Source organism: Sphingomonas sp. CFBP 8765 (assembly GCF_014841445.1).
Lineage (GTDB): Bacteria > Pseudomonadota > Alphaproteobacteria > Sphingomonadales > Sphingomonadaceae > Sphingomonas > Sphingomonas aerolata.
In genome coordinates, this window is the sequence record NZ_JACYTY010000008.1 from 15066 (window position 1) to 40709 (window position 25644).

The window sequence follows — 25644 nt, forward strand, 5'->3', positions numbered from 1 at the left end:
TACCGGGCTCTGAGGCGATCTTCTTCGGCCCATAATCGACCGATGACTTTGCGGGACAAGGCATTGACGCCGACCCTTTCGGGAAGTCTCCATATCTTCACGCTGCGAAATACATCCGGCAGCGTGTCGATGATATCCCTGCCGATAAAGTACTTTCCGGTTCGATTGTGAAGCGAAAGGGTGAAGTCGACGTCCCATCGTTGAAAAGACTTGCTCATAGTATTTCATCCCGAAATTATCAGTAATATGCGCCATAGAGCTACCAGAAATCAGCAAACGGGTCATGTCGAAATCGGAATGGGGAGCCCGACTTCTAATAATCAGAAAATGCGGCGGGGCGGGTGTTGTAAGGCAGAGAGTTCGCCATGCCGGCTATCGCCGCTTATAACAGCGCATCTCACGGCATAGTCAGGCAATGATCGGGTCACGCCCATCGTGACTGGTCGGCGCTATTGGAAACGATGGAGCGGGTAACGGGAATCGAACCCGTGTATTCAGCTTGGAAGGCTGCTGTACTACCATTGTACTATACCCGCGAAGCCGGCGTTGCCGCGGCCTGCGCCCCCGCTCTGACCGTCGCGAAGGCGAGACGGGCGGCAGAAGGTGTAGGGTCGCGATAGCGCGGGTCGTGGGGTGGTGCAAGCCGGGGCAGGATGGTTCATGGTTTGCTGACGAAAATCGGCTACCCCTGGCGCCATGTCCGACGCGCCTGTGCTTCCCGAGACGACGAGCCTGACCCTGCAGCGTCGCCGCGCCGCGGATCCGCGCCCCGCGTCCGCCGTCAGTCACGGCGCCGGGCTGGCGGGGCTGGCGGGGGTGCTCGGCTGGGTGGCGTGCGCGCGCGGCTGGGGGATGGACGGGCCCTATGCCGCGCTGGTCAATTTGCTCGCCTGCGCGGTCCCGATGGTCCTGTGGTCGGTGCTGATCGACAAGGTCCATCGCCGGCCGAGCACCGGGCTGGACTGGTCGCGGCCCCGGCCATGGCGCGAGACGATCGACGTCAGCCTGACAAAGCTCGCCGCCTTCTGGGTGACCTGGGCGGGGATCGCGGTGATCTATGGCACCGGGCGATTCTATTGGGAGGGCAATTTCGCGTTTGCGATGTGGTGCTTCACCAACGCCGCGCCGATCCTCGTGCTCGTGTCGATCCCCTATGTCCTCTGGCTCGACCGCTATCTGGTCGCGCCGAAGGACGGCGCGTGGTCGCTCGGGGCATGGCTGACCGGGCAGCCGGGGGTCGACCGCGCGGCGGTCCACAACCACCTGCGCAGCTGGGGAGTGAAGGCGTTCTTCCTCGCCTTCATGCTCGCGATCGTGCCGGGCCGGTTCGGCGACTTCGTCCGCGGTGACACGACCGCGATCCTGCGCGACCCGGTCGCGCTCGCCAGGTGGCTGATCACCTTCATGTTCCTGATCGACGTTGCGTTCGCAACGGTCGGCTATGTCCTGACGCTGCGACCGCTCGATTCGCATATCCGCAGCGCCAATCCGTTTGCGGCCGCGTGGATGGCGGCGTTGATGTGCTATCCGCCGATCATCCTGATGAGTGACGGCGGGCCGATGGACTATCACCCGGGCACGCAGGAATGGGACGTCTGGTTCCAGTATCACCCCGTCCTGCTGGTGCTGATCGGCGCGGTGCTGGTCGCGCTGACCGCCATCTATGCGTGGGCGACGATGGCGTTCGGCTTGCGATTCTCCAATCTCACCAACCGCGGGATCCTGACGCACGGGCCCTATGCCTGGTCGCGGCACCCCGCCTATCTGTCGAAGAACCTGTTCTGGTGGCTGTCGACGATCCCCGTGCTGACGACGGGGACGCCGATCGACGCGATGCGCGCGACCCTGCTGCTCGCGGCGGTCAGCGGGGTCTATTACTGGCGTGCGCGGACCGAGGAGCGGCATCTCGGCCTCGACCCCGATTACCGCGCCTATAGCGACTGGATGGCGCGCAACGGACCGGTACCGCGCCTCCTGGCGTGGGTGGCGGGATCGCGCTGAGCGTCAGGCGCCTAGAAGCTTTCCACGCCGTATACCTTGGCGATATCGCCGCCCCAGACACCGTTGTATTTGTCGAGCAGCAGCTCGGCGGGGACCTTGCCCGAGCGGACGATCTCGCGCAGCGGATCGAGGAAGCCGGTCTCGTTGTCGCCCGCCTTGTTCAGGCGCGCGCGCGACGACAGGCCGGCACCCGCGATATCGAGCACATGTGCGGCGATGTCGCGCAACTGGCCGCCACCTGCGATCGGCGCATTCAGCCCGAGCTTGGGCACCGAATCGCGCAGCGACTGGCGTTCGTCGATCGTCCAGTCCTTCACCAGATCCCATGCCGCATCGAGCGCACCCTGATCGTAGAGCAGCCCGACCCAGAGCGCGGGCAGGGCGCAGATCCGGTTCCACGGCCCGCCATCGGCGCCGCGCATCTCGAGGAAGGTCTTCAGCCGCACCTCGGGGAAGGCGGTCGAGAGATGATCGGTCCAGTCGTCGAGGGTCGGCTTCTCGCCGGGCAGGACGCTGAGCTCGCCCTTCAGGAAGTCGCGGAAGCTGAGCCCCGCCGCGTCGATATATTTGCCGTCGCGGTAGACGAAGTACATCGGCACATCGAGCGCATAGTCGGTATAGCGGTCATAGCCGAAGCCGTCCTCGAACACGAAGGGCAGCATGCCGGTGCGGTGCGGGTCGGTGTCGGACCAGATATGGCTGCGATAGGACAGCATGCCGTTGGGCTTGCCCTCGGTAAACGGCGAATTGGCGAACAGCGCGGTCGCGAGCGGCTGAAGCGCGAGGCCGACGCGGAATTTCTTCACCATGTCCGCTTCCGACGCGTAATCCAGGTTCACCTGGATCGTGCAGGTCCGCAGCATCATGTCGAGCCCCATGCTGCCGACACGCGGCATGTGCCGCAGCATGATCGCATAGCGACCCTTGGGCATGATCGGCAGCTCGGCGCGGGTCTTGTCGGGCCACATGCCGAGGCCGAGGAAGCCGATGCCGAGCTTTTCGCCCGCGGCCTTGACCTGTTCGAGATGCCGGCCGGTCTCGGCGCAGGTTTCGTGCAGGGTCTCGAGCGGCGCGCCCGAGAGTTCGAACTGGCCCGCGGGCTCGAGGCTGATGCTCCCGTCCGCACCGGTCATCGCGATGACGTTCTCGGTACCGTCGGGGCCGCGCTCGAACACGGGGGCCCAGCCATATTGCTCGAGCTCGCCGAGCAGTGCGCGGATGCCGCCCGCCTCGGTGTACGAAGGCGCGCGATGGTCGTCCTTCGCGTACACGAATTTCTCGTGCTCGGTGCCGATCCGCCAGCGGTCCTTGGGCTTTTCACCGCGCGCGAAGCTGGCGATCAACTGGTCGCGCGACTCGATCGTCGGGCTGGTCTTTGCAGGGGCGGTCTTGCTCGTCATCGCCGCGCCTTACGCGGCGATGAACGAGGGTGCTAGAGGGGATTCGGACCGGTCGGTAGCAATGTCACGCGACGGGTGTCGGGACGGGCGGTTCGGCCGCCCAATCGCCCGCCGCAGCCATCCACAGCGCGACCGCCGCCGCCGCGGCGGTTTCCGCGCGGAGGATGCGCGGGCCGAGCCCGATGCCGACCGCCTGCGGGTGCGCGCGAATCGCCGCACGCTCGTCGGCGTCGAAACCGCCTTCGGGGCCGATCAGGATCGCCGCGGGACCGGCATGCGCACGCATTGCCGCGAGCGCGGGCGCGCCGCCCGTCTCGTCGGCGAAGAACAGGATGCGGTCGGCGGGCCAGTCGCGGAGCAAAGCTGCGAGCTTCACCGGTTCGGCGACCTGCGGCAGCGCGGTGCGGCCGCATTGCTCGGCCGCCTCGATCATGTGCGTGCGCAGGCGGTCGGTATTGGGCTTGTCGACGACGGTGCGGCGGGTGACGACGGGGACGAGCCGGTCGACGCCGAGCTCGCACGCCTTCTCCGCGAGCCAGTCGACCCGGCCCTTCTTGATAGGCGCGGCGCAGAGCCACAGATCGGGCACCGCCTCGCGTTCGCGGAGCCGTTCGGTCACGTCGAGGACGAGGTCGCGCTTGCCGACGCTGGCCGCGGTGGCGAGCCATTCGCCGGTGCGGTCGTCGAACAGCTTGACCGGGTCGCCGATCTTCAGCCGCATGACGCCGGCGAGATAATGCGCGGCGGGGCCGTCGACCGGGAGTGGGCCGGGGCTGAGCGGGGTGTCGACGAACAGCCGCGGCGTGGATTGCGGCGGCCAGGCTGGGGTTGCAGGCATTGCGGGGGCCTAGCAAATCCCGCCGCATGCGGGGAGGGCGTTTCGCTCGTTCGCGATCCTCCGCCGTCAGGGGGATTGGTTAGCGGCGGTTCCAGAGTTTGCGGGCGACGATCCATACGATGATCGCGACCGCGATGCCGAGGATCAGCGCGCCCGCGACCGCGCCGGCGACGCGGAAGATGCCCCAGAAGAGCGCCTCGACGAAACGGCCGACCGCGACCGACAGGCCGATCATGCAAAGGGGCTCGAACGCGACACTGACGCTATCCTAGCCGCTGCGGGCTTGCGCGCCAAACGCCGTCTTCCTACGCCCCGCGTCATGCAGACCACACCGAGCCCGATGGACATCGTCCCCGACAGCGAACATCGCGGCCTGGTCGCGCGGCTGCCGCCGACGCTGCGCGGGCTGGCGCTGCTCGCGCGGTTCGACCGGCCGATCGGCTGGTGGCTGTTGTTCTGGCCCGGCGCCTGGGGGATCGCGCTGGCGGGCGGGGCGTGGGCGCGCTGGGATCTGATCGCGTGGTTCCTGCTCGGCAGCATCGCGATGCGCGGCGCAGGCTGCGTGTTCAACGACATCGTCGACCGCGATCTCGACGCGCAGGTCGCGCGGACGCGCGCGCGACCGATCCCGAGCGGGCTCGTCTCGCTACGGCTGGCGTGGATCTGGCTGGGCGCGCTGGCGCTCGTCGGGCTGGTCGTGCTGCTGCAGCTGACACCGCTTGCCGCGATCGTCGCGCTGGCGAGTCTCGCGCCGGTCGCCGTCTATCCGTTCATGAAGCGGATCACCTGGTGGCCGCAGGCATGGCTCGGGCTGGTGTTCAGCTGGGCGTTGCTGGTCGGGTGGAGCGACATCGCCGGCGCGCTGACGTTGCCGATGTGGCTGCTCTATGCGGGATCGATCGCGTGGGTGATCGGCTATGACACGATCTATGCGCTGCAGGACCGCGAGGACGATGCGATGATCGGCGTCCGGTCGTCCGCGCTGCGCATGGGGCGGCATGTAAAGGCGGGGGTCGGGATTTTCTATGCGATCGCGGTCGGGTTCTGGGCGGCGGCGTTCTGGACGATGCGGCCCGATCCGCTCGCGATCGCCGCGCTGGCGCCCGCCGCGCTGCATCTGGGGTGGCAGGTCGCGACGCTGCGCGCGGACGACAGCGCCGGTGCGCTCGCCCGATTCCGCGCCAACCGCTTCACGGGGTTGCTGATCTTCCTTGCCTGCGTGGTTGTCGGCACGAGCCTGTGACCCTAGATCGGCGACATGCTCACACCCGATCAAGCCCGCGACCGCGCCCATGACATCGTAGCGCGCGCCAAGGCCGCCGGCGCGGACGCCGCCGATGCGGTCTTCGCCGCCGATGCCTCGCTCGACGTTTCGATCCGCCTCGGCAAGCTCGAGGATATCGGCCGGTCGGAAAGCGAGGACCTGGGCCTGCGTGTGTTCGTCGGCAAGCGATCGGCGAGCGTCTCGACCTCCGACCTGTCGTCCGCGGCGATGGACGCACTCGCGGCGCGCGCGGTGGCGATGGCGCGCGAGGCCCCCGAGGATGCCTGGGCCGGCCTCGCCCCCGAAAACCGCCTGTTGCACGGCGTACCGCCGATGCTCGGGCTCGCCGATCATGGTGAGGTCTCGCCCGAGCAGCTGCGCGATGCGGCAACCGCGGCAGAGGATGCGGCGCGCGCGGTGCCCGGCGTGACGAACAGCGAAGGCGGCGGCGCGAGCGCGTCGAGCAGCGTCTGGGCGCTGGCCACCAGCCATGGATTCGCGGGTGCGTATGCCTCGACCGCCTATGGCGTGTCGGCGAGCGTGCTGGCGGGCGAGGGCGGCGCGATGCAGCGCGACTATGCCTATCACAGCGTGCGGCACCGCCAGCATCTCGAATCGCCCGAGGCGATCGGACAGCGCGCGGGCGAGCAGGCGGTCGCGCGGCTCAATCCGGGGCGGCTCGCGAGCGGGCCGATGACGGTGGTGTATGATCCGCGTGTCGGCAGCTCGCTGCTCGGCCATCTGATCGCGGCGATCGCGGGGCAGGCGATCACGCGCAAGACGAGCTTCCTGCTCGATTCGCTCGGCTCGCAGGTGTTTGCGCATGGCATCACGATCCGCGACGATCCGCATCGGCCTTACGGATTGCGGTCGCGGCCGTTCGATGGCGAAGGCCTGCCGGTGTCGCCGACCGCGATCATCGAGCATGGCATGCTCGAAAGCTGGCTGCTCGACTCGGCCTCGGCTCGGCAGTTGGGACTCGAGCCAACCGGCCATGCCGCGCGCGGCGTCAACGGCGCGCCGAGCGTGTCGACGAGCAACGTCTTCATGGAAGCGGGCACGATGCCGCCCGAGACGCTGATCGAGGATATCGTGTCGGGCGTCTATGTCACCGAACTGATGGGCGGCGGCGCGAACGGCGTCACCGGCGACTACAGCCGCGGCGCGGCGGGCTTCAGAATCGAGAATGGTGTCATCACCGGGCCGGTCGCCGAGTTCACGATCGCGGGGAATGCTAAGGACATGTTCCTGGCGATGACCCCCGCCAACGACCTAGAATTCCGCTACGGCATCAACGTGCCCACGTTGCGTGTGGAGGGGATGACGGTGGCGAGTGGCTGAACCGCCGCCGAGTCCGGTCACGACGTTGCGCGCGGCGGTCGAATCGATCGCCGCCGAAGCCGGTCAGATGGCGCTCGCGCGGTTCGGGACCGATTTCCACCGCTGGGAGAAGACGCCGGGCAGCCCGGTGTGCGAGGTCGATATCGATATCGACCGGATGTTGAAGGTGCGGCTGTCCGCACTCTTGCCCGATGCCGGCTGGCTGTCGGAGGAAACCGCCGACAATCCCGCGCGGCTCGCGCGCGACCGGCTCTGGGTCGTCGACCCGATCGACGGCACGCGCGACTATATCCGGGCACGTCCGGGCTGGTGCGTGTCGATCGCGCTAGTCGAGCGCGGGCGGGTGGTGATCGGCGTGCTCGATGCGCCGGCACGGGGCGAGATCTGGTCGGCGGCGCTGGGCGAAGGCGCGACGCTCAACGGTGCAGTGCTGCGCGCCGGATCCCGCACTGACTTTCCCGGATCGCGCGTGCCGACCGATGCGCTGCCCAAGGCGGACCGCGATCTCGTGGTGGTCGAGAAACCCAATTCTATCGCGCTCAGGATCGCGATGGTCGCGGCGGATCGGGCGGATCTGGTCGCGACGCTGCGCTGGGGAAATGAGTGGGACATCGCCGCCGCCGCGCTGGTCGCGAGCGAGGCGGGCGCCGCAGTGACCGACGCGGTCGGGATCCCGCTGGTGTTCAACAAGCCGCGCCCGCAGGCGTTCGGGGTCGTCGCGAGCACGCGCGGGATCCACCGCGCGGCGATCGCGCGGCTGGCGGATCGGGCGGCGGCTATTCTAGGGTAGGGCTGGGCGCTTCGCTGGACACGAAAAAGGCCGGAGGTTTCCCTCCGGCCTTTTTCGTTTTGGGGAGCGCCGCGGCTAAGCCGCGTCGTCGGACCTCGCGTGAGCGAGGCCGGCCGAGCTTGTAAGCCTGGCCGGCTTCGCCATGCCAGGCTTACGCGCTCTGCTTAGCCCGGCTCGCGCGCTTGCGCTCGTTCGCGTCGAGGAAGCGCTTGCGCAGACGGATCGACTTCGGCGTGACTTCGACCATCTCGTCGTCGTCGATGTACGCGATCGCCTGCTCCAGCGTCGCACGCTTCGGCGGGGACAGGCGGACCTGGTCATCCTTGCCGCCGCTTGCGCGGAAGTTGGTCAGCGCCTTGGTCTTCATCGGGTTGACCTCGAGGTCGTCCGGCTTCGCGTTCTCGCCGACGATCATGCCCTCATAGAGAGCCTCGCCGTGGCCCACAAACAGGATGCCACGCTCTTCGAGCGGACCCAGTGCGTAGTTGTTCGCTTCGCCCGAGCCGTTCGAGATCAGCACGCCGTTCTTGCGGCCTTCGATCTGGCCCTTGTGCGGACCATACTTCTCGAACAGCCGGTTCATGATGCCCGTGCCGCGCGTGTCGGACAGGAATTCACCATGATAGCCGATCATCCCGCGGCTCGGCGCCGAGAAGGTGATGCGGGTCTTGCCACCGGTCGACGGACGCATGTCGGTCATCTCGGCCTTACGGATGTTCATCTTCTCGACGACGGTGCCCGAATGCTCCTCATCGACGTCGATGATGACGGTCTCGTACGGCTCGGTCTTCTTGCCGTCCTCGTCCTCGCCGAACAGCACGCGCGGACGCGAGATGCCGAGCTCGAAGCCCTCGCGGCGCATCGTCTCGATCAGCACGCCCAGCTGAAGCTCGCCACGACCGGCGACTTCGAAGCTGTCCTTGTCGGCCGCCTCGGTCACCTTCACGGCGACGTTCGACTCGGCTTCGCGGAACAGACGCTCGCGGATCATGCGCGACGTCACCTTGGTACCCTCGCGGCCCGCCATCGGCGAGTCGTTCACGGCAAAGCGCATCGACAGCGTGGGGGGATCGATCGGCTGCGCGTGCAGCGGCTCGGTCACCGTGATGTCGGCGATCGTGTCGGCGACGGTCGCAACCGAAAGCCCTGCGAGCGAGATGATGTCGCCGGCCTTGGCTTCGTCGACCGGCACGCGGTCGAGACCGCGGAACGACATGATCTTCGACGCACGACCCGTCTCGATGATCTTGCCGTCGTTATCGAGCGCGTGGATCGCTTGGTTGGTCTTCACGGTACCCGAATTGACGCGACCGGTGAGGACGCGGCCGAGGAACGGATCGCGGTCGAGCAAAGTGACGAGGAAGGTGAAGGGCACGCCGGCGACTTCCACGGCGGGAGGCGGCACGTGCTTCACGATCGTCTCGAACATCGGGATCAGCGTGCCTTCGCGCGCGTCCATGTCGGTCGAGGCATAGCCGTTGCGGCCCGAGGCGTAGAGCACGGGGAAATCAAGCTGCTCGTCATTCGCGTCAAGCGACACGAACAGATCGAACACTTCGTCGAGCACTTCCTGGATGCGTGCGTCGTTACGGTCGACCTTGTTGACGACGACGATCGGCTTGAGGCCGAGGGCCAGCGCCTTGCCGGTGACGAACTTGGTCTGCGGCATCGCGCCTTCCGACGAATCGACCAGCAGGACGACGCCGTCGACCATCGACAGGATGCGCTCGACTTCGCCGCCGAAATCGGCGTGGCCGGGCGTGTCGACGATGTTGATGCGGATGCTCTCGCTCTCGCCCGGGGGCGTCCAGTCGACCGAGGTCGGCTTGGCGAGAATCGTGATCCCGCGCTCCTTTTCGAGGTCGTTGGAATCCATTGCGCGCTCTTCGACACGCTGGTTGTCGCGGAAGGTGCCGGACTGGCGGAAGAGCTGGTCGACCAGCGTCGTCTTGCCGTGATCGACGTGCGCAATGATCGCCACGTTGCGGAGGCTCATGGGAATGCTTTCGGTTTGGACGGAATTTGCAGGCGCGCTTAGCGTTTATTCCGCGATGCGGCAAGTTTGGCGTTTCGATTGCCGCCCGAATGGTTCCCCGCTGCCGGAAAAATCGCTGATCGCGAGCCTGTTTCGGGGTGGCCCGCGCCAGTCTCCGGGCGAGCCGCCAAGACGATTGCGTGGCTTGCGTGTATTATCTAGACACCACAGTTGAATGCGGGTGTCGTTCCCCTAGGATGCGGCACCGATTGGAGGATTGCATGGCGACGACACCCGAGACGCTGACGACCGAGCCCGGCCTGGTCCTGACGCCGCCCGACCCCGTGCCGACTGTCTCCGCGACGAAAGCCGCGGGACTCGTGCCGGTCGATGCGGGGGTGAAGTCGCAGCTCGATGACCGGGTCGCCGGCTTTGTCACAGATTTGGTCGCGCAGGACGTCAACAGCCCCGAATTCGGCAAGCGTGTCGATGCGATCACCGCGATGGGGGCGAAGGAAATCCGCGAGGCGGCGGGCCAGTCGAACCGGTTCCTCGATCGCCCGGTCCGCGCGATGGATCAGGAAACCGGCGTCGGCAAGGATCTGGCGGAGCTGCGCCGCGTCGTCGAGGATCTCGATCCCGGCAAGAAGGGTAACCTGACCGCGCCACAGAAACTGTTCGGGATCATCCCGTTCGGCGGCAAGATGCGCAATTATTTCGACGGCTACAAATCGTCGCAGACGCATATCGCGCAGATCCTGAAGAGCCTGTCGTCGGGCAAGGACGAGCTGCTGATGGACAATGCCGCGATCGATACCGAGCGCGCCAATCTGTGGGCGGCGATGGGGCGGCTCGAACAGATGATCCACCTGTCGAAGACGATGGATGCGAAGCTCGAGGATGTCGCGAACGATCTCGACCACAGCGATCCGGCCAAGGCCAAGGCGATCCGAGAGACCGCGCTATTCTACACCCGCCAGCGCACGCAGGACCTGCTGACGCAGATGGCGGTCACCGTGCAGGGCTATCTCGCGCTCGATCTCGTCAAGAAGAACAATGTCGAGCTGGTGAAGGGCGTCGATCGCGCCTCGACCACAACCGTGTCCGCGCTGCGCACCGCGGTGACGGTCGCGCAGGCGCTGACCAACCAGAAGCTGGTGCTCGAACAGATCACCGCGCTCAACACGACGACCGCGAACATCATCGACTCGACCGGCAAGCTGCTGAAGTCGCAGACCGCGCAGATCCATGAGCAGGCGGCATCGGCGACGATCCCGCTGGAGACGCTGCAGCGCGCGTTTCAGAATATCTACGACACGATGGAAGCGATCGACGTGTTCAAGCTGAAGGCGCTCGACAGCATGAAGACCACGGTCGGCGCGCTGTCGAACGAGGTCGTCAAGTCGCGCGGCTATATCGCGCGGGCGGAGGGCGCCACCCAAGGTCAAAATGGGGGGCAGCTGGGCGGCCCGTCGCCGAGCGCGTTCAAGCTGGAGGCGATGTAAGGCGTGAGCGAAGTCGACGACGCCATCGCCAGCGCGCGCGCCTCCTGGTCGCGGATCTCGGACGACCGCGGCGCCGTCGGCGCGGCCCGGCTGCCGACGCGGGCCCGTGCGCGCAATACGCAGGCGATCGGCAAGCGGCTGACGCGGATCGTCGTGGCGGATGCGGTGATCCTGATTGCCGCCATGGTGATCGGCTGGGTGGTGCCACTAGGGATCGGCGGGGCGATGCTGGTGATGGCGTTGCTGGTCGCGGCGACCTTGCTGTTCGCGATGTGGCCCGCCGAGCGCGCGCCGACGCCCGAGCGGCTCGCATCGGTCGATATCAAGGCACTGCCGCGGCAGACCGAACGCTGGCTGGAGGCGCAGCGCCCCGCCTTGCCCGCGCCCGCGGTGACCCTGGTCGACCGGATCGGCGTGCGGCTCGAAACGCTCGCGCCGCAGCTCGCGCGGTTCGCCGACGACGCGCCCGAGGCGATCGAGGTGCGCAAGCTGGTCGGCGAGCAGCTGCCCGCGTTCGTCAAGGATTACGAACGCGTGCCCCAGGCGCTGCGTACGACGCCGCGCAATGGCCGCACGCCCGATGCCGAACTCGTCGCGGGGCTGTCGCTGATCGAGCAGGAGATTGGCGAGATGACACAGAGGCTCGCGCAGGACGATCTCGACACGCTGGCGACGCGCGGTCGCTTCCTCGAGATGAAATATCGCGACGAGACCTAGCAGGCGGTCATGGCGGGGCGGGGATGCTCTCCATGCCGTTAAACCTCAGCTTAACAGCACATTCCGCTTCGGTTCAGACCGACTCGGATAGAGCGGGACCACGGTCGCGGTTCATGCGTTTGCTTCATGCGGACCGGACGTAGAGGAGGTTCTCGATGAACGGATTGATGAAGAAGGCAGGTCTCGGCATCGCCCTTGCGGCGACCGCGCTGACGGCGGCAGCGCCAGCCGATGCGCAGCGTTGGGGTCGCGGCTATCGCGGCGGCGGCTGGGGTGGGTATCACCATCGCGGCGGCGGCAATGTCGCGGGTGCGGCAGTGCTCGGCGGTATTCTCGGGCTCGGCGTGGGTGCAGCGATCGCGAGCAGCAACCGCGACCGCTATGTCGATCGCGGCTATTATAATGGCGGCTATTACGACGGTCCGCCGGTACGGACCTATTACCGCCAGGATTATCGCCCGCGGTGCTGGAGCGAGTGGCGGGTCGATCCCTATTATGGCGATCAGGTCCAGGTGCAGGTCTGCAGCTGATCTGATCTGACGGAAAACGCGGCGTCGGGAGCAATCCCGGCGCCGTTTTTTTGTGGCGCCACCCGCCCGCTTGCGGCTAAGCGCGCGCGATGACCGACACGCCCCCAGATCGCCTTTCGACCAACCATCGCAGCCCGTTCTTCCAGCAGGAGCTGCTGGAGCGCGGGATCGGCATCCGCTTCAAGGATGGCGTGCGCCACGACGTCGAGGAATATTGCATCTCCGAAGGCTGGATCCGCGTCGCGCTCGGCAAGAAGGTCGATCGCAACGGCAACCCGTTGACGCTGAAGCTGTCGGGGCCGGTCGAGGCATGGTTCGAGCGGCCTGCGGCGAGCGACGCCGACGAGGGCTGATTTCACCGAGTTTCGCCGGTCTCATCGGCCGGCGCTTCTGACAGACTTCGTCACCCCAGCGGAAGCTGGGGTATCCCCGTTGTCGGGTGCCGTGGCTCGAACCGGGAGATCCCGGCTTTCGCCGCGATGACGGGGGAGGGGGCGGCACCCGGATGGTGCAACGCCCGTCAGACGATGACCGTCAGGCCGCCACGCCCTCCAGCGCCTCGCTCGCCTCCAGCCACTTGGCTTCGCTCGCCTCGAGCTTCGCATTCACCTCGGCGCGACGCTTGCTGAGATCGCCCATCGACATCCGCGAGAAGCGCGGCTCGGCATTGGCCGGGTCGACCATCGCGCGGTCGATCGCGTTGCGTTCCTTGGTGAACTTCGCGGTCTGCTCTTCGACCTCGCGCAGCGTCTTGCGCAGCGCCGCGTCGTTGCTCTTGGCCTCCGCCGCGGCTTTCTTGCCCGCCTTCTTGTCGGCCTTCGACGCCGCATCGCCCTTGCCTGCATCGCCCTTCAGGACGAACGCGATGTAATCGTCGAGGCTGCCGTCGAATTCCTTCGCCGTGCCGCCATCGACCAGCACGAGCCGGTCGGCGGTGAGTTCGAGCATGTGACGGTCATGGCTGACCAGCACGACGGCGCCGGTATAGGCGTTGAGCGCCTGCACGAGTGCCTCACGCGCGTCGACGTCGAGATGGTTGGTCGGCTCGTCGAGGATCAGCAGATGCGGCGCGTCGCGCGTGATCAGCGCGAGCGCGAGGCGGGCGCGTTCGCCACCCGACAGCTTGCCGACCTTGGTCGTCGCCTTGTCGCCGGAGAAACCGAACCGGCCGAGCTGGCCGCGTACCGCGGCGGGCGTCGCGCCCTTCATCAGATGCGCCATATGCTCGATCGGCGTATCGTGCGGATCGAGTTCCTCGACCTGATACTGGGTGAAATAGCCGACCTTCATCTTGTTCGACGACGCCATGTCGCCGTCCATCGGGGTCAGCTGCGCCGCGAGCAGCCGAGCGAGTGTGGTCTTGCCGTTGCCGTTGCGCCCGAGCAGCGCGACCCGGTCGTCGGGATCAAGCCGCATGTTGAGCCGCTTCAGGATCGGCACGTCCGCATAGCCCACGGTCGCCATGTCGAGCGTGATCAGCGGCGGGCGCAGCTCGGTCGGGTTGGGGAAGCCGAACGACAGCGTCGGATCATTATAGCTCTCGGCGATCGGCTGCATCTTCGCCAGCATCTTCTGGCGCGACTGGGCCTGCTTGGCGGTCGAGGCACGCGCGGAATTCTTCGCGATATATTCCTGCAGCTTCTCGCGCTGCACCGCCTGGTTGGCGCGCGCCGCCTCGATCTGCGCGAGGCGCTCGGCACGTTGGCGCTCGAACGCGTCATAGCCGCCGGGATACAGCGTGATCTTGCCGCCCTGCAGATGCAGGATGTGATCGACGACGTTGTTAAGGAAATCGCGCTCGTGGCTGACGACGACGATCGTCGCCTTGTAGCTCTTGAGGAAGTCCTCGAGCCACATCACCGCTTCGAGATCGAGATGGTTCGAAGGCTCGTCGAGCAGCAGCAGGTCGGGCTGCGAGAACAGCAGCGCGGCGAGCGCGACGCGCATCTTCCAGCCACCCGAGAAGCTGTCGAGCGAGCGGGCCTGCATCTCCTCGTCAAAGCCGAGGCCGAGCAGGATCTGCGCCGCACGCGCGGGCGCGGTATAGGCGTCGATCGCGATCAGCCGCTCGTACACGTCACCGAGCCGGTCGGGATCCTCGCTGGTCTCGCTCTCGAGCATCAGCGCGGCGCGTTCGAGATCGGCCTCGAGCACGGTCTCGAACGGGGTCTTCACGCCGTGCGGGGCTTCCTGCGCGAGATAGCCGATGCGCGCACCCTTGGGCATGTCCGCCGAGCCGTCATCGGGCTCCAGCTGGCCTGCGATCACGCGCACCATCGTCGACTTGCCCGCGCCGTTGCGGCCGATCAGCCCGACGCGGCTGCCCGGCGGCAGCGCCGCACTGGCGCCGTCGAGGATAACGCGTCCGCCGAGGCGCACCGTGATATTGTTCAGGTTCAGCATGGCCGCGGGCGTTAGCAGATGCAGCATGGTTTTGCGAGGGGGCGGGCGAGGCGGGGCAGCGCCGATCGCGGGGCGGCGCCTCTCGCCCCGCCGTCATCCTGACTTTCGTCAGGATGACGGCGGGGAGTATGGAGCGGCGGGAGACGACCCGCCGCGTTCTAGTGAACGAAGCGCGCCACCACGTCGCGATAGGAGCGCGACACCTTCACGCTCGCACCTGAGTTCAGCACGAGGAAGCATTCGCCATTGGTGTGGGGCTTTACCTGCTTGACGAGGTCGAGATTGACGATCGTCGAGCGATGCACGCGCTGGAACCGGCGCGGGTCGAGGCGCTTCTCCAGATCCTTCATTGTCTCGCGCAGGATCAGCGTGTTGTCGCCGGTGTAGATGCACATATAATCGCCGGCCGCGTCGATCCGCTCGATCGTGTCGACATCGACGCGGAAGATCTGGCCGCGATCCTTGATGTTGATGAGCTTTTCGAAGCGGTTGGCGGACACCGCATCGCCGTCCGGCATGTCGGCCGCCGCATCCGGCGCCACGTCGGCAAGCACTTCGCGCAACCGGTCGACCTCCTCGACGCCGCGCTTTTCCGACAGGCGCTGGCGGACGCGTTCGATCGTGTCGGCAAGCCGCGATTCCTCGACCGGTTTCATCAGATAATCGACCGCCTGCGCCTCGAACGCGCGCAGCGCGTGGTCCGAATAGGCGGTGACGAAGACGAACAGCGGTGGTTCGACCTCCATCAGCCCCTGGACGACGGAGAAGCCGTCAAAGCCGGGCATCTGGATATCGAGGAAGACGAGATCGGGCTTGTGCGTCTTGATCGCGCGAATCGCCTCGCGGCCGTTCGAGCATTTTTCGATGATCTCGACGTCTTCATGCGCCTGGAGGCGGAGTTCGAGCCCCTGGATCGCCAGCGGCTCGTCGTCGACGAGAATGGTACGGATGGTCATGCGGCCTCTCTGTTCACGTCTTCAAGCTGGTAGGGAATCTCGATCTCGACCGAGAAGCCGCCAGCGGGCGTGGAGCGGGTTTCAAAACGATGGTCGGGGCCATATGCCTGCGCCAACCTGTCTCTAATATTAGCGAGCCCGACGCCTGTTGAAAGGCTTGGACTGATCCGGCCATCGATCAAGCCCGGTCCGGTATCGGATACGGCGATCTGCACCCGTTCCCCGGCCAGCCGCACCGTGACGCAGATTTCGGCACCTTCCTCCTGCGGCGTGACCGCATATTTGATCGCATTCTCGACCAGCGGTTGCAGCAGAAGCGAGGGCAGGCGGGCGCGTTCGGCGCGGGGGTCGATGTCGAATTTGGGCCGCATCCGGTCCTCGAACCGCATCTTCTCGATCTCGAGATACAGCTTCAGCGTCTCCATCTCCTGCGCGACGGTGACGTGCGCGGTCGGCTCATTGGCCAGCGTGTAGCGCAGGAACGACGACAACCGCGACAGCATCGCGTTCGCGCGCTCGGTCTGTTTGAGCAGCACGAGCGTCGAGATCGAGTTCAGCGTGTTGAACAGGAAATGCGGGTTCAGCTGATAGCGCAGCATCGCGAGCTGCGCCGAGGAGGCCTGATTCTCCAGATGCTGCATCTGATCGATCTGCTCCTCGACGATCAGGTAGAAGTTGATCCCGAAATACAGCGCCGACCAGCCTGCCAGCGTGACGAAGTTGAGGAACACGAAGCCGAGCATGCGGGTGATCGTGATTCCCGGCGTCGCGGTCTGGATGAACGAGAAGGAAAAGGCGTCGAGCACCGCATAGAGAAACGTCGCCGCCGCCAGCGTCGCGATCGTCAGGAACAGCCCGATCACGCGCGGGATCCGGCGGTAATAGCCATAGAGCGTCGAGAGCAGCAGCGTGATGCAATAGCCGACGATCGCCTCGATGATGACCGGGATGATCGAGGTGAGCGTGAGGCCGTTCGACACCGACGACACGCCGCGCAGCATCAGATAGCCGCTCCAGCCCACCGCCTGCAGCGTCCAGAACGCGCGCGCCTTGTTCTCGAAGAACGGCCGCGCGGAAAAGGGCAGGCGGGGGGGCGTGCCGGGGGGCTGGGTGGAAGACGGGGCGGGGGAACTGGCCATGGTTGCTCGCGGTCTTACACGCGGGCGGCGGCGGGCGCAAAAGTGGTTGCGGCTCCAGGAGATTTTCGTGCCGGCGGCGAAGGGCCGGTGACCGGACGCGAAAGGGCCGCCGTTTCCCATCTGGAAACGGCGGCCCGGTCGTCACGTCGAGGCGATAGGGCTCAGAAGCTGAACCGTGCGCCGACGCGGATCGAGTAGAGCGACTGACGCGAATAGATCGTGTCGCTCGGCGCCGATGCGGGCGCGCTGTACCGATATTGTGCGCAGGCCTGGCTCGAATTCGCCGTGACCGCTGCGCCCGGCGCCGTGCCGGTCGCGACCGCCGTCTGGAGGCACTGAACGCGAACCGCCGGGATCGTGTACGGGAACTGGTATTCGCGGATCTGGCCCCAGTTCTTGTTCAGGAAGTTGGTGACGTTCTCGATATCCGCGAACAGCTGGACGCGGCTGGCGCCGACGAAGGTCGGGATTTCCTGCGACAGATGAAGGTCGAAACGCGTGAACCACTTCGAGTTGAAGCCGTTGCGCGGCGTGATCTTGCCACGATACTTCTTCAGGTCAGTCGAGTTGATCAGCGCCTCGAACGTGTCCCGCGTTGCCACGCTGTCATACGACACCAGCGCATCGGTGGTCGAGGTCGGCACGTAGAGGAGGTAGCGCGATGCGCTGCCGATCGTGCCGAACACCGGCGACCGGTTCGAGGACAGATCCTGCATCGTGTAGCTGTACGGGCGACCGATACGCGTCTCGCCGAACAGCGTGAAGTTGGTCTTGTAGTCGCCGAAGAACGCGTGGTTGAAGCTGACGTTATACTTGATGTTGTGCTTCACCTGGTCGTTCGAGATGCCATAGGCGGCGCCGTTGGCATCGAGGAACGCGCCGTTGCCGTAGTTGGACGACGCGGTCGACGACGTTGCCGGCGCCTGATCCTTGATGTCCTGATAGGTGTAGCTGACGCCCAGGTTGAGGCCGAAATCGAAGTCCTTGCTGACGCGCGCGACGCCGATGTAGCTGCGGCCACGCGTGGTGTTCGTCAGATACAGGTCCGAATTGGTGTCGGCGAACGTGGTCCGCGAGGCATAGCGTACGCGGCCATCTGGCGTCCGCAATGCCGTCGGCGCGACGCGCAGATCGGTGAAGAACACCTGGTTGCGGACGTCGGACCACAGGAAGTCGGCGCCGAAGTGCCAGCCATCGCCGAACGTGCCACCCCAGTTGGGATCATAGTCGGCCGACAGCGTGCCACGCCACTGCGACGGCACCTTGAAGTTCGGATCGAGCGCGTTGGTCGGCGAAAGCGTGTTGACCGTCGCGTTGGTAAGCACGCCATTGGCCGCCGCCGGGACCGCCGTGCCGTTCACGTTGGTCAGGATCGCGCCGCCGTTGGTCTGCGCGTCCGCCGCGGACAGCCCGGCGATCGTGTAGCTGTTGTTGTTGTTCTGGCGGACGTCGATCGCGTTGGTCAGGAAGCCCGTGTTCGAGAAGCTGTTCGAGACATAGACGTCGGGCGCGCCGCCCGAGAAGATGCCGATACCGCCGCGCAGCGACACCGCCGACACCGGCTTGAAGTCGAACCCGATGCGTGGCTGGAACACGCCGCGGCCCGAGATATAGGCGGTGTTCGGGAAGTTGTAGCGCGACAGGAATGCCGAGTTCAGCTCGGGACGGCTATGGCCGCCGAAAGTGTCGTAGCGTGCGCCGTAGGACAGCGTGAACAGGTCGCTCACGCGCCACGTGTCCTGAACACCGAAGCTGTAGGACTGGTAGCGGAAGCGCGCAGCACCGTTGACCGGGTCGAGCGACGGAACGGCATTGCCATAGCGGAAACGCTGCGCATTGCCGGCCTGGAAATCGGCGATCGAGTCGAAGTAGTAATCGCCCGCGGTCCGCTGGACGAACAGGTTGTTGATCTTCGAATCGGTGAACTCACCGAACACGCGGACGTCATGATTGTCCCGCGTCAGGCGCCCCTGCACCAGGCCACCGAAGCTGCGGCTGGTCAGTTCGTTCGACTGGCGCGAGATGTCCGGTCCGAACGAGACGTTGCCAAAGCCCGACTGGCAGGTGTTGGACAGGTCGTTGTTGGTGGCGGTGCCGGTGCTGCGATCCGAGGTCGGCGCGGTGCAGACCTGCATCTGGGCGAAGCCACGGCCGAGAATCGGGTCCTGACCGCGCTTATAGTCCTTGTAGAAACCGCGGATTTCGGTCGAGAATTCCTCGCTCCAGTCGCTGTTCAGCTGCGCGACGCCGGTGTGGAGGCGGTTCGACGAGATATAGCCGTTCGACTCGAGGCCAAGCCCGGGCGTGCCCGTGACGAAGGTGTTCTGACCGAGCTGGATCGAATCCTTCGTGTAGAGATAGGTCAGCGACGCGCGCTGCGTATCCGACAGGTTGGCGTCGATACGGGCGACGAGGCGATCGTCGCGATCGTTCGAATCCTGCAGCACGCCGCCGGTGTCATAGCCGTAGCGCGAGTCCGCGATCTGTTGGATCAGGCCGACCTGTGCGTCGGTGATGTTGGGGACGACCGTACCGGCGTTGGTGCCGGCGGTACCCTCGACGATCGGGGTGTTCGCACGGATGCGCTCGCCCGCGATCATGAAGAACAGCTTGTCCTTGATGATCGGCCCGGACAGCTCCGCGCCGAAATTCTCGTACTTGAAGTCGGGAATGTTGACGCGGCCGGTGGGAACGCCGGGGCCTGCCTTCGTGCGGTTGCCGGTCAGGCTGTCGTCCGAATAGGCATAGAAGCCCGTGCCGTGGAATTCGTTGGTGCCCGACTTCAGGATTGCGTTGATCGCGCCGCCCTGGAAGTTGCCTTCGCGGACGTCATAGGGCGCGACCTTGGTCTGGAACTGGCCGATCGAATCGAACGGGATAGGCGCGCGGCGGGTCGGCAGGCCGTCGGGGTTGAGGCCGAAATTGTCGGTGACCGGCACGCCGTCGACCGAGAAGCGGTTGAAGCGCGCATTCTGGCCGGCGAACGAAACGGCACGACCGCCCGAGGGGGTGTCGTCGAGACGCGCGAACGGATCGCGGCGCATCAGGTCGCGGACGTCGCGGTTCACCGATGCGACCGAGCCGATCTGCTCGGCGTTCAGGACCGTTGCCGGGCCCTGGCTGACGTTGCGCGCGCGGGGCAGCGACGACGCGGTGATGACGATGTCCGCACCACCAGATTCGGCGGCGGCCAGCTCGATCGGCAGTTCATAGGTCTGCGCGACGGTGGTCTGGATGTCGGTGATCGACGTTTCGGGATAGCCCGCCGCGGTGACCGTGACGGTGAACGGACCACCCACGCGCAGGCCGCCGGCATTGAAGCTGCCCGAGGCGTCGGTCGTCTGCGTCGAGCGCGAACCCGACGGCACGTTCAGGATCACCACCGTCGCGCCGGCTACGGGCGCGCCATTGGCTGTAACAGTGCCGCGGATCGAGGAGGTCGTCTCCTGCGCGGACGCGGCCATCGGCGCGATCAGCGCAATCGCCGCCGCACCCAGGAAAAGGTTGTTACGCATTTGAAATGTCCCCTTTGAGCTTATGCTCGAGATCCGCGACTTGATCGTTCGGTCAGCCGCGCCCCTGCGCTCCAAATATTTCGGTTCCATGACATTGGCGAGTCGCGTGTTGCGCCGGACGCACTCCGTCATATTGCGTTGCAAAAAAGCCACGGCCCGGCATCGACTGGTCCACGACGGAACCAATCTCGATCAAGTGCGTGGCACGCTGCGCGTTCAGCTCGCCGCGACGATCGCCGCCCATTCCGCCTCGGTGATCACGCGAATCCCCAGGTCGGTCGCTTTCTTCAGCTTCGACCCCGCGCCGGGGCCGGCGATGACGAGGTCGGTCTTGGCCGAAACCGTGGCTGCGACGCGAGCGCCGAGCAGCTCGGCCTGTGCCTTGGCCTCGTCGCGGCTGAGCGTCTCGAGGCTGCCGGTGAAGACCAGCGTCTGGCCGCTGACGTCCGAATCGCGGGTTTCGTGGACGACGTCGGCGGGCGTCACTTCGCGCAGCAGGTCGAACACGACCGCGCGGTTGTGCGGCTCGGCGCAGAAGCCGATCAGCGCGTTGGCGACCTCGGGGCCGACGCCCGCGGTCTCGATCACGCCGACGAGCAGCTTGTCGCGGCGCAGGACATATTTGCGTTCGGGCTCGCCGAGTACCGGCGTGATGCTGTGATACAGGAACACCGCGCGGCGCAGCATGCTGCCGAGCGCCTTGGCCGAGCGATAGCGGCGGGCGAGGTCGCGTGCGGTGATCTCGCCGACATGGCGGATGCCGAGCGAGAAGAGGAAGCGGTCGAGCGCGATGCTGCGTCGCGCGTCGATCGCCGCGATCAGCTTGGCCGCCCAGACGCGGCCATCCTTCTTGCGCGCGACCAGCTGTTCCTCGGTGAGGCGGAAGATGTCGGCGGGCGACTCGATCAGGCCATCGCGAAAGAACGCCTCGACCAGGGTCTGGCCGAGCCCGCCAATGTCGAAGGCGTGGCGCGAGGTAAAATGGATGAGCCGCTCGACGCGCTGTGCGGGGCAGATCAGCCCGCCGGTGCAGCGATAGACGACCTCGCCCTCCTCGCGCTCGGCGGCCGACCCGCACTCGGGACAGAGCCGGTCGAAGACATAGGCGGGGCGATCCTCGGCGGCGGTCAGGCTCTCGACGATCTGCGGGATGACGTCGCCCGCGCGCTGGACGAGGACGCGGTCGCCGACGCGGACGCCGAGCCGCTCGATCTCGTCGAAATTGTGGAGCGTCGCGTTGGTGACGACGACGCCGCCGACGGTGACGGGGTCGAGTCGCGCGACCGGGGTCAGCGCGCCGGTGCGGCCGACCTGGATGTCGATCGCGTTGAGCGTGGTCTGCGCGCGCTCCGCGGGGAATTTGTGCGCGATCGCCCAGCGCGGCGCGCGCGCGACCTGGCCGAGCCGCGCCTGCCAATCGAGCCGGTCGACCTTGTACACGACACCGTCGATGTCGAAGGGCAGCTCGGCCCGGCCGGCCTCGATCGCACGGTAGATTCCGAGCGCGCCCTGTTCGTCCTCGACGCGCGCGAAGCCGTCGGCAACCGCGAAGCCCCAGGCGCGGAACTGGTCGACGATCGCGGACTGTGTCTCCGCGGGGACGGTGCTCGCCTCGCCCCAGCCATGTGCGAGGAATCGCAGCGTGCGCTCGGCGGTGATGCTCGCGTCCTTCTGGCGGAGCGAACCGGCGGCGGCGTTGCGCGGGTTGGCGAACTGGCGCGCCTCCTTGCCGGTCTGTGCGGCGTCCGCGAGCAGGCGGGCGTTGAGCGCGGCAAAGTCGGCCTTTGCCATATAGACCTCGCCGCGGATTTCGAAGACCGCAGGGTAGGGGGGCTCGCCGGCCAGTTGCTGCGGGATGTCGGCGATCGTGCGGACATTGGCGGTGACGTCCTCGCCGACCTGGCCATCGCCGCGGGTCAGCGCCTGGACCAGCCGGCCGTCCTCGTAGCGCAGCGAGCAGGACAGGCCGTCGATCTTGGGCTCGGCGGTGAGCGCGACAGGGGCGTCGTCGGCGAGCTTGAGGAAGCGACGGACCCGGCCGACGAACTCCTCGACCTCCTCGTCCGAAAACGCGTTGTCGAGGCTCATCATCGGCTTGGCGTGCGCGACCTTCGACAGGTGCCCGGCGGGGGCGGCGCCGACGCTGCGGCTCGGCGAATCGGCGCGGACGCTGGCGGGGAAGGCGGCCTCGATCGCGGTGTTGCGGCGGACCAGCGCGTCATACTCCGCGTCGCTGATCTCGGGCGCGTCGTCGGTGTGATAGCGCGCATTGTGATAGGCGATGCGCTCGGCGAGCGTCGCCAGCTCGGCGGCGGCCTCCGCTTCGGTGGCGGGAAGGGCGGACGTGGGCAGCGCAGTCATGATCGCGGGGTTAGGCAGCTGCCCCGCGCGCGGCAAGAGTGTCAGGCGGTTTCGAGCAGTCGTTCGGCCTGTGCGCGCGCTTCGTCGGTGATCGTCGCGCCCGAGAGCATCCGGGCGATCTCCTCACGGCGTTCGGCCTCGTCGAGCGCGCGGACGCCGGTGCGCGTGACGGTGCCGTCGTTGCTCTTGGCGATCAGCAGATGCTTGGCGCCGCGCGCCGCGACCTGCGGGCTGTGCGTGACGACGAGCAGCTGCGTGCTCTGCGCGAGGCGTGCGAGTCGCTCGCCGATCGCGCTGGCGACCGCGCCGCCGACGCCGCGGTCGATCTCGTCGAACACCATCGTCGTCGCGCCGCCTTCTTCCGCGAGCGCGACCTTGAGCGCGAGGATGAAGCGCGACAATTCGCCGCCGCTGGCGATCTTGGTGAGGCCGGCGAACGGCGCGCCGGGGTTGGTCGAGATTTCGAACTCGACACGGTCCTTGCCCGCGCCCGACCAGCCCTCCTCGCCGAGCGGGGCGCAGACGGTGCGGAAGCGGGCGGCGTCGAGTTTCAGCGGCGCGAGTTCGCCCGCGACCGCGGTGTCGAGTCGCAGCGCAGCCTTGGCACGGCGGGCCGAGAGCGCGTCCGCAGCCTTGTCGTAGGCGGCACGCGCCTTGGCGAGCGTCGCCTCGAGCACCGCGATCCCGCCTTCGCCCGCGTCGAGTCGTTCGAGCCGGGCACGCATCTCATCGGTCAGCGCGGCGAGGTCGTCGGGCTGGACGCGGTGTTTGCGTGCCATCGCGCGAAGTTCGAACAGCCGCGCCTCGTCGTCCTCGAGGCTGCGCGGGTCATAGGCGAGGTCGATCCGCGCATCGCGCATCCGTTCCTCGGCGACCGATCCCTCGATCACCGCGCGGTCGACCGCGGCGAGCGCGTCGGCGAGCGCGACATGATCGCCCGAGATCCGCTCCAGCACGCGCGCCGCCTGGCGCAGCTTGGCGAGCCCGCCGTCCGAGCCTTCGAGATAGTCGTCGATCGCCGACAGGTCGTCCGCGATCTTCTCCGCGCGCTGCATCGAGCGGCGGGTATCGGCGAGCGTCTCCTCCTCACCGGGTTCGGCCCCCAGCGCGGTCAGTTCGGCGACGGTGTGTTCGAGCCAGTCGCGATCACGCGCGGCGCTCTCGATATCCGCGCGGGCAGTGGCCAGCGCGTCCTCGGCCTCGCGCAATGCGGTCCACGCGCGCGTCGTCGCGGCGGGTTCGGTACGGCCGAAAATGTCGAGCAGCGCGCGGTGGCCGCGCGGGTTGAGCAGGCCGCGCTCGTCATGCTGGCCGTGGATCTCGACCAGCGTCGGCGCCATCTCGCGCAGCAGCCCGGCGGAGGCCGGCTGGTCGTTGACGAAGCCGCGGCTGCCGCCATCGGCCTTGACGATGCGGCGGATGATGAGCGGTTCGCCCGCCTCGATCGTCAGCCCGTTCTCGTCGAGCAGCGCCATCAGCGGCGTGCCGGGGGCGGGCGGATCGAAGGTCGCGGTGACGACCGCCTGCGCCGCGCCATGCCGGACCAGTCCGCTGTCGCCACGGCCGCCGAGCGCGAGCCCGAGCGCATCGAGCAGGATCGACTTGCCCGCCCCGGTCTCGCCGGTCAGCACGCCGAGCCCCGGGCCGAAGCCGAGGTCGAGCGCCTCGATCAATACCACGTCGCGGATGGAGAGTTCTGTCAGCATCGGTTCGTCCCTTAGACGATCCGGATGCGAAAATGATCCCCCAATGTTCTGGTTCGTCAGCGGGGCTAGGGGCCGTCCGTTCTTTCCAAGCGCGCGACGCCAATCGTCATCCTGACGAACGTCAGGACCCAGGGTAACGCGCGTGCCGTTAATGGCTCTGGGTCCTGACTTTCGTCAGGATGACGTTGCTCGGGGGACGGGGCCGAGCCCCTAGGTCCTCAGTTGCCGGGCGTGGTGCGCGTGGTGCCGGCGGGGCCGACCGGGCCCGACCCGCCTGCCGCAGCGGAACCAGAGCCGCCATTGCCGGGCGAGCCCGGGATTGCCGGGGTCTCGCCGAGGCCAGCGGCGGGGAGCGCGCCGGGGGTGCCGGCGGGGACGATCTGCGCGCCCGTCGCGATCGGCGCCAGCGGCTTGACCGGATGCTCCTGCATGAGCTTGTACGCGCGCTGATACCAGGGCGTGCCCGGATAGTTGCGACCCAGCACGGCCGCGGCCTTTTCGGCCTCGATCGGTACGCCGAGCGCGAGATAGGTTTCGGTCAGACGCATCAGCGCCTCGGGGGTGTGCGTGGTCTGCTGATACTGGTCGATCACGGTGCGGAACCGCCCGTTCGCCGCGAGCCACTGGCCGCGCGTCTCGTAGAAGCGACCGATCTCCATCTCCTTGCCGCCAAGGTGATCGTTGACGAGATCGATTTTCAGCCGCGCATCCGACGCATAGCGCGTGTTCGGATACCGCCGTGTCAGCTCGCCCAGCGCGTCGAGCGCCTGGCGCGTGATCTTCTGGTCGCGCGTGACGTCGGTGATCTGCTCGTAATAGCCGAGCGCGATCAGGTAATAGGCATAGGGCGCGTCGCGGTTGCCCGGGTGGACCGCGATGAACCGCTGCGCCGACTGGATCGACTTGGTATAGTCGGTGTCGAGATAATAGCTGAACGCGCTCATGATCTGCGCGCGGCGGGCCCAGATCGAATAGGGATGCTGGCGCTCGACCTCGTCGAACAGCTGTGCCGATTCCTTGTAGCGCCCCTGGTCGAGCCGCTTCTTCGCCAGCGAGTAGAGCGTGCCCACGTCGCGCGCGACATACGGGATGTCGGTGGAGGTGCGCGAACTCGCGCACCCGGCCATGGGGAGCGCTATGGCGGCGAGGAGCGCGATCGAGAGCGCGCGAGACTGGGGGATACGCATGGACGTCGTCCTTAGC

The 25644-nt window shown here is 66.9% G+C and carries 19 protein-coding genes and 1 tRNA gene; 8 read left to right on the forward strand and 12 right to left on the reverse strand.

All coding sequences use genetic code 11. The features are described 5' to 3' along the window. Positions 1-462: 462 nt before the first annotated feature. A tRNA-Gly gene (locus IFT87_RS17190) sits at positions 463-536 on the reverse strand. A gap of 160 nt (positions 537-696) precedes the next feature. Between IFT87_RS17190 and IFT87_RS17195 the strand changes: the two genes are divergently transcribed. After that, positions 697-2001 carry a methyltransferase family protein gene (locus IFT87_RS17195; protein WP_192191369.1) on the forward strand — a complete coding sequence of 435 codons (1305 nt, stop codon included), beginning with the start codon at positions 697-699 and terminating at the stop codon, positions 1999-2001. An 11-nt stretch (positions 2002-2012) separates the two neighbouring features. Here the strand turns inward: IFT87_RS17195 and IFT87_RS17200 are convergent, their stop codons facing one another. The 3 genes from IFT87_RS17200 to IFT87_RS17210 form a co-directional block, all read right to left on the reverse strand. Continuing rightward, positions 2013-3401: a glutamate--cysteine ligase gene (locus tag IFT87_RS17200; RefSeq protein ID WP_037532766.1), complete on the reverse strand. Its 1389-nt coding sequence runs from the start codon at positions 3399-3401 to the stop codon at positions 2013-2015. Between the two features lie 64 nt (positions 3402-3465). Next, positions 3466-4239 (reverse strand): 16S rRNA (uracil(1498)-N(3))-methyltransferase, encoded by a 774-nt coding sequence (locus IFT87_RS17205; RefSeq protein WP_192191370.1) that lies wholly within the window; start codon positions 4237-4239, stop codon positions 3466-3468. Between the two features lie 79 nt (positions 4240-4318). Further along, the gene (locus IFT87_RS17210) at positions 4319-4474 is read right to left on the reverse strand and encodes a hypothetical protein (protein ID WP_166746254.1); all 156 of its coding nucleotides are present in this window, start codon (positions 4472-4474) and stop codon (positions 4319-4321) included. A gap of 84 nt (positions 4475-4558) precedes the next feature. Between IFT87_RS17210 and ubiA the strand changes: the two genes are divergently transcribed. From ubiA to IFT87_RS17225, 3 genes are read left to right on the forward strand one after another with little or no spacing between them, the layout of a single operon-like run. Then, a complete protein-coding gene (gene ubiA, locus IFT87_RS17215; protein WP_192191371.1) occupies positions 4559-5482 on the forward strand; it encodes a 4-hydroxybenzoate octaprenyltransferase in 924 nt (307 codons plus the stop codon). A 15-nt stretch (positions 5483-5497) separates the two neighbouring features. Beyond that, entirely contained in the window at positions 5498-6844 is a 1347-nt protein-coding gene (locus tag IFT87_RS17220) for a TldD/PmbA family protein (RefSeq protein WP_192191372.1), read from the forward strand. Then, a complete protein-coding gene (locus IFT87_RS17225; protein WP_342211189.1) occupies positions 6837-7634 on the forward strand; it encodes a 3'(2'),5'-bisphosphate nucleotidase CysQ in 798 nt (265 codons plus the stop codon). The genes IFT87_RS17220 and IFT87_RS17225 overlap by 8 nt, the downstream gene beginning before the upstream one ends. A 151-nt stretch (positions 7635-7785) precedes the next feature. Here IFT87_RS17225 and typA read toward each other — a convergent pair whose 3' ends face one another. Beyond that, positions 7786-9630 carry a translational GTPase TypA gene (typA, locus tag IFT87_RS17230; RefSeq protein WP_031441243.1) on the reverse strand — a complete coding sequence of 615 codons (1845 nt, stop codon included), beginning with the start codon at positions 9628-9630 and terminating at the stop codon, positions 7786-7788. Between the two features lie 260 nt (positions 9631-9890). Between typA and IFT87_RS17235 the strand changes: the two genes are divergently transcribed. From IFT87_RS17235 to IFT87_RS17250, 4 genes are all read left to right on the forward strand, one after another. Further along, complete coding sequence (locus IFT87_RS17235; protein WP_192191373.1) at positions 9891-11114, forward strand: toxic anion resistance protein; 1224 nt, start codon at positions 9891-9893, stop codon at positions 11112-11114. 3 nt (positions 11115-11117) lie between these two features. Further along, positions 11118-11831, forward strand: a complete 714-nt coding sequence (locus IFT87_RS17240) for a hypothetical protein (protein ID WP_037529683.1) — start codon at positions 11118-11120, stop codon at positions 11829-11831. 155 nt (positions 11832-11986) lie between these two features. Next, complete coding sequence (locus IFT87_RS17245; RefSeq protein WP_031393114.1) at positions 11987-12361, forward strand: hypothetical protein; 375 nt, start codon at positions 11987-11989, stop codon at positions 12359-12361. Between the two features lie 89 nt (positions 12362-12450). Continuing rightward, the gene (locus tag IFT87_RS17250; protein ID WP_037529686.1) at positions 12451-12714 is read left to right on the forward strand and encodes a DUF3297 family protein; all 264 of its coding nucleotides are present in this window, start codon (positions 12451-12453) and stop codon (positions 12712-12714) included. A gap of 181 nt (positions 12715-12895) precedes the next feature. On the opposite strand, the gene IFT87_RS17255 is transcribed toward IFT87_RS17250, so the two are convergent. The 7 genes from IFT87_RS17255 to IFT87_RS17285 all read right to left on the reverse strand — a co-directional run bounded on the left by IFT87_RS17255 (position 12896) and on the right by IFT87_RS17285 (position 25628). Then, positions 12896-14764 (reverse strand): ABC-F family ATP-binding cassette domain-containing protein, encoded by a 1869-nt coding sequence (locus IFT87_RS17255; protein WP_037529689.1) that lies wholly within the window; start codon positions 14762-14764, stop codon positions 12896-12898. 158 nt (positions 14765-14922) lie between these two features. Next, positions 14923-15720, reverse strand: a complete 798-nt coding sequence (locus tag IFT87_RS17260) for a LytR/AlgR family response regulator transcription factor (RefSeq protein ID WP_031393111.1) — start codon at positions 15718-15720, stop codon at positions 14923-14925. Beyond that, complete coding sequence (locus IFT87_RS17265) at positions 15717-16859, reverse strand: sensor histidine kinase (protein WP_056407257.1); 1143 nt, start codon at positions 16857-16859, stop codon at positions 15717-15719. The genes IFT87_RS17260 and IFT87_RS17265 overlap by 4 nt, the downstream gene beginning before the upstream one ends. Before the next feature lie 161 nt (positions 16860-17020). Continuing rightward, positions 17021-20374, reverse strand: a complete 3354-nt coding sequence (locus IFT87_RS17270) for a TonB-dependent receptor (protein ID WP_031440650.1) — start codon at positions 20372-20374, stop codon at positions 17021-17023. Between the two features lie 216 nt (positions 20375-20590). After that, entirely contained in the window at positions 20591-22735 is a 2145-nt protein-coding gene (ligA, locus tag IFT87_RS17275) for an NAD-dependent DNA ligase LigA (protein WP_192191374.1), read from the reverse strand. A gap of 41 nt (positions 22736-22776) precedes the next feature. Next, positions 22777-24441 carry a DNA repair protein RecN gene (recN, locus tag IFT87_RS17280; protein ID WP_192191375.1) on the reverse strand — a complete coding sequence of 555 codons (1665 nt, stop codon included), beginning with the start codon at positions 24439-24441 and terminating at the stop codon, positions 22777-22779. A gap of 218 nt (positions 24442-24659) precedes the next feature. Beyond that, positions 24660-25628: an outer membrane protein assembly factor BamD gene (locus tag IFT87_RS17285; RefSeq protein ID WP_056407265.1), complete on the reverse strand. Its 969-nt coding sequence runs from the start codon at positions 25626-25628 to the stop codon at positions 24660-24662. Between the last annotated feature and the right edge of the window lie 16 nt (positions 25629-25644).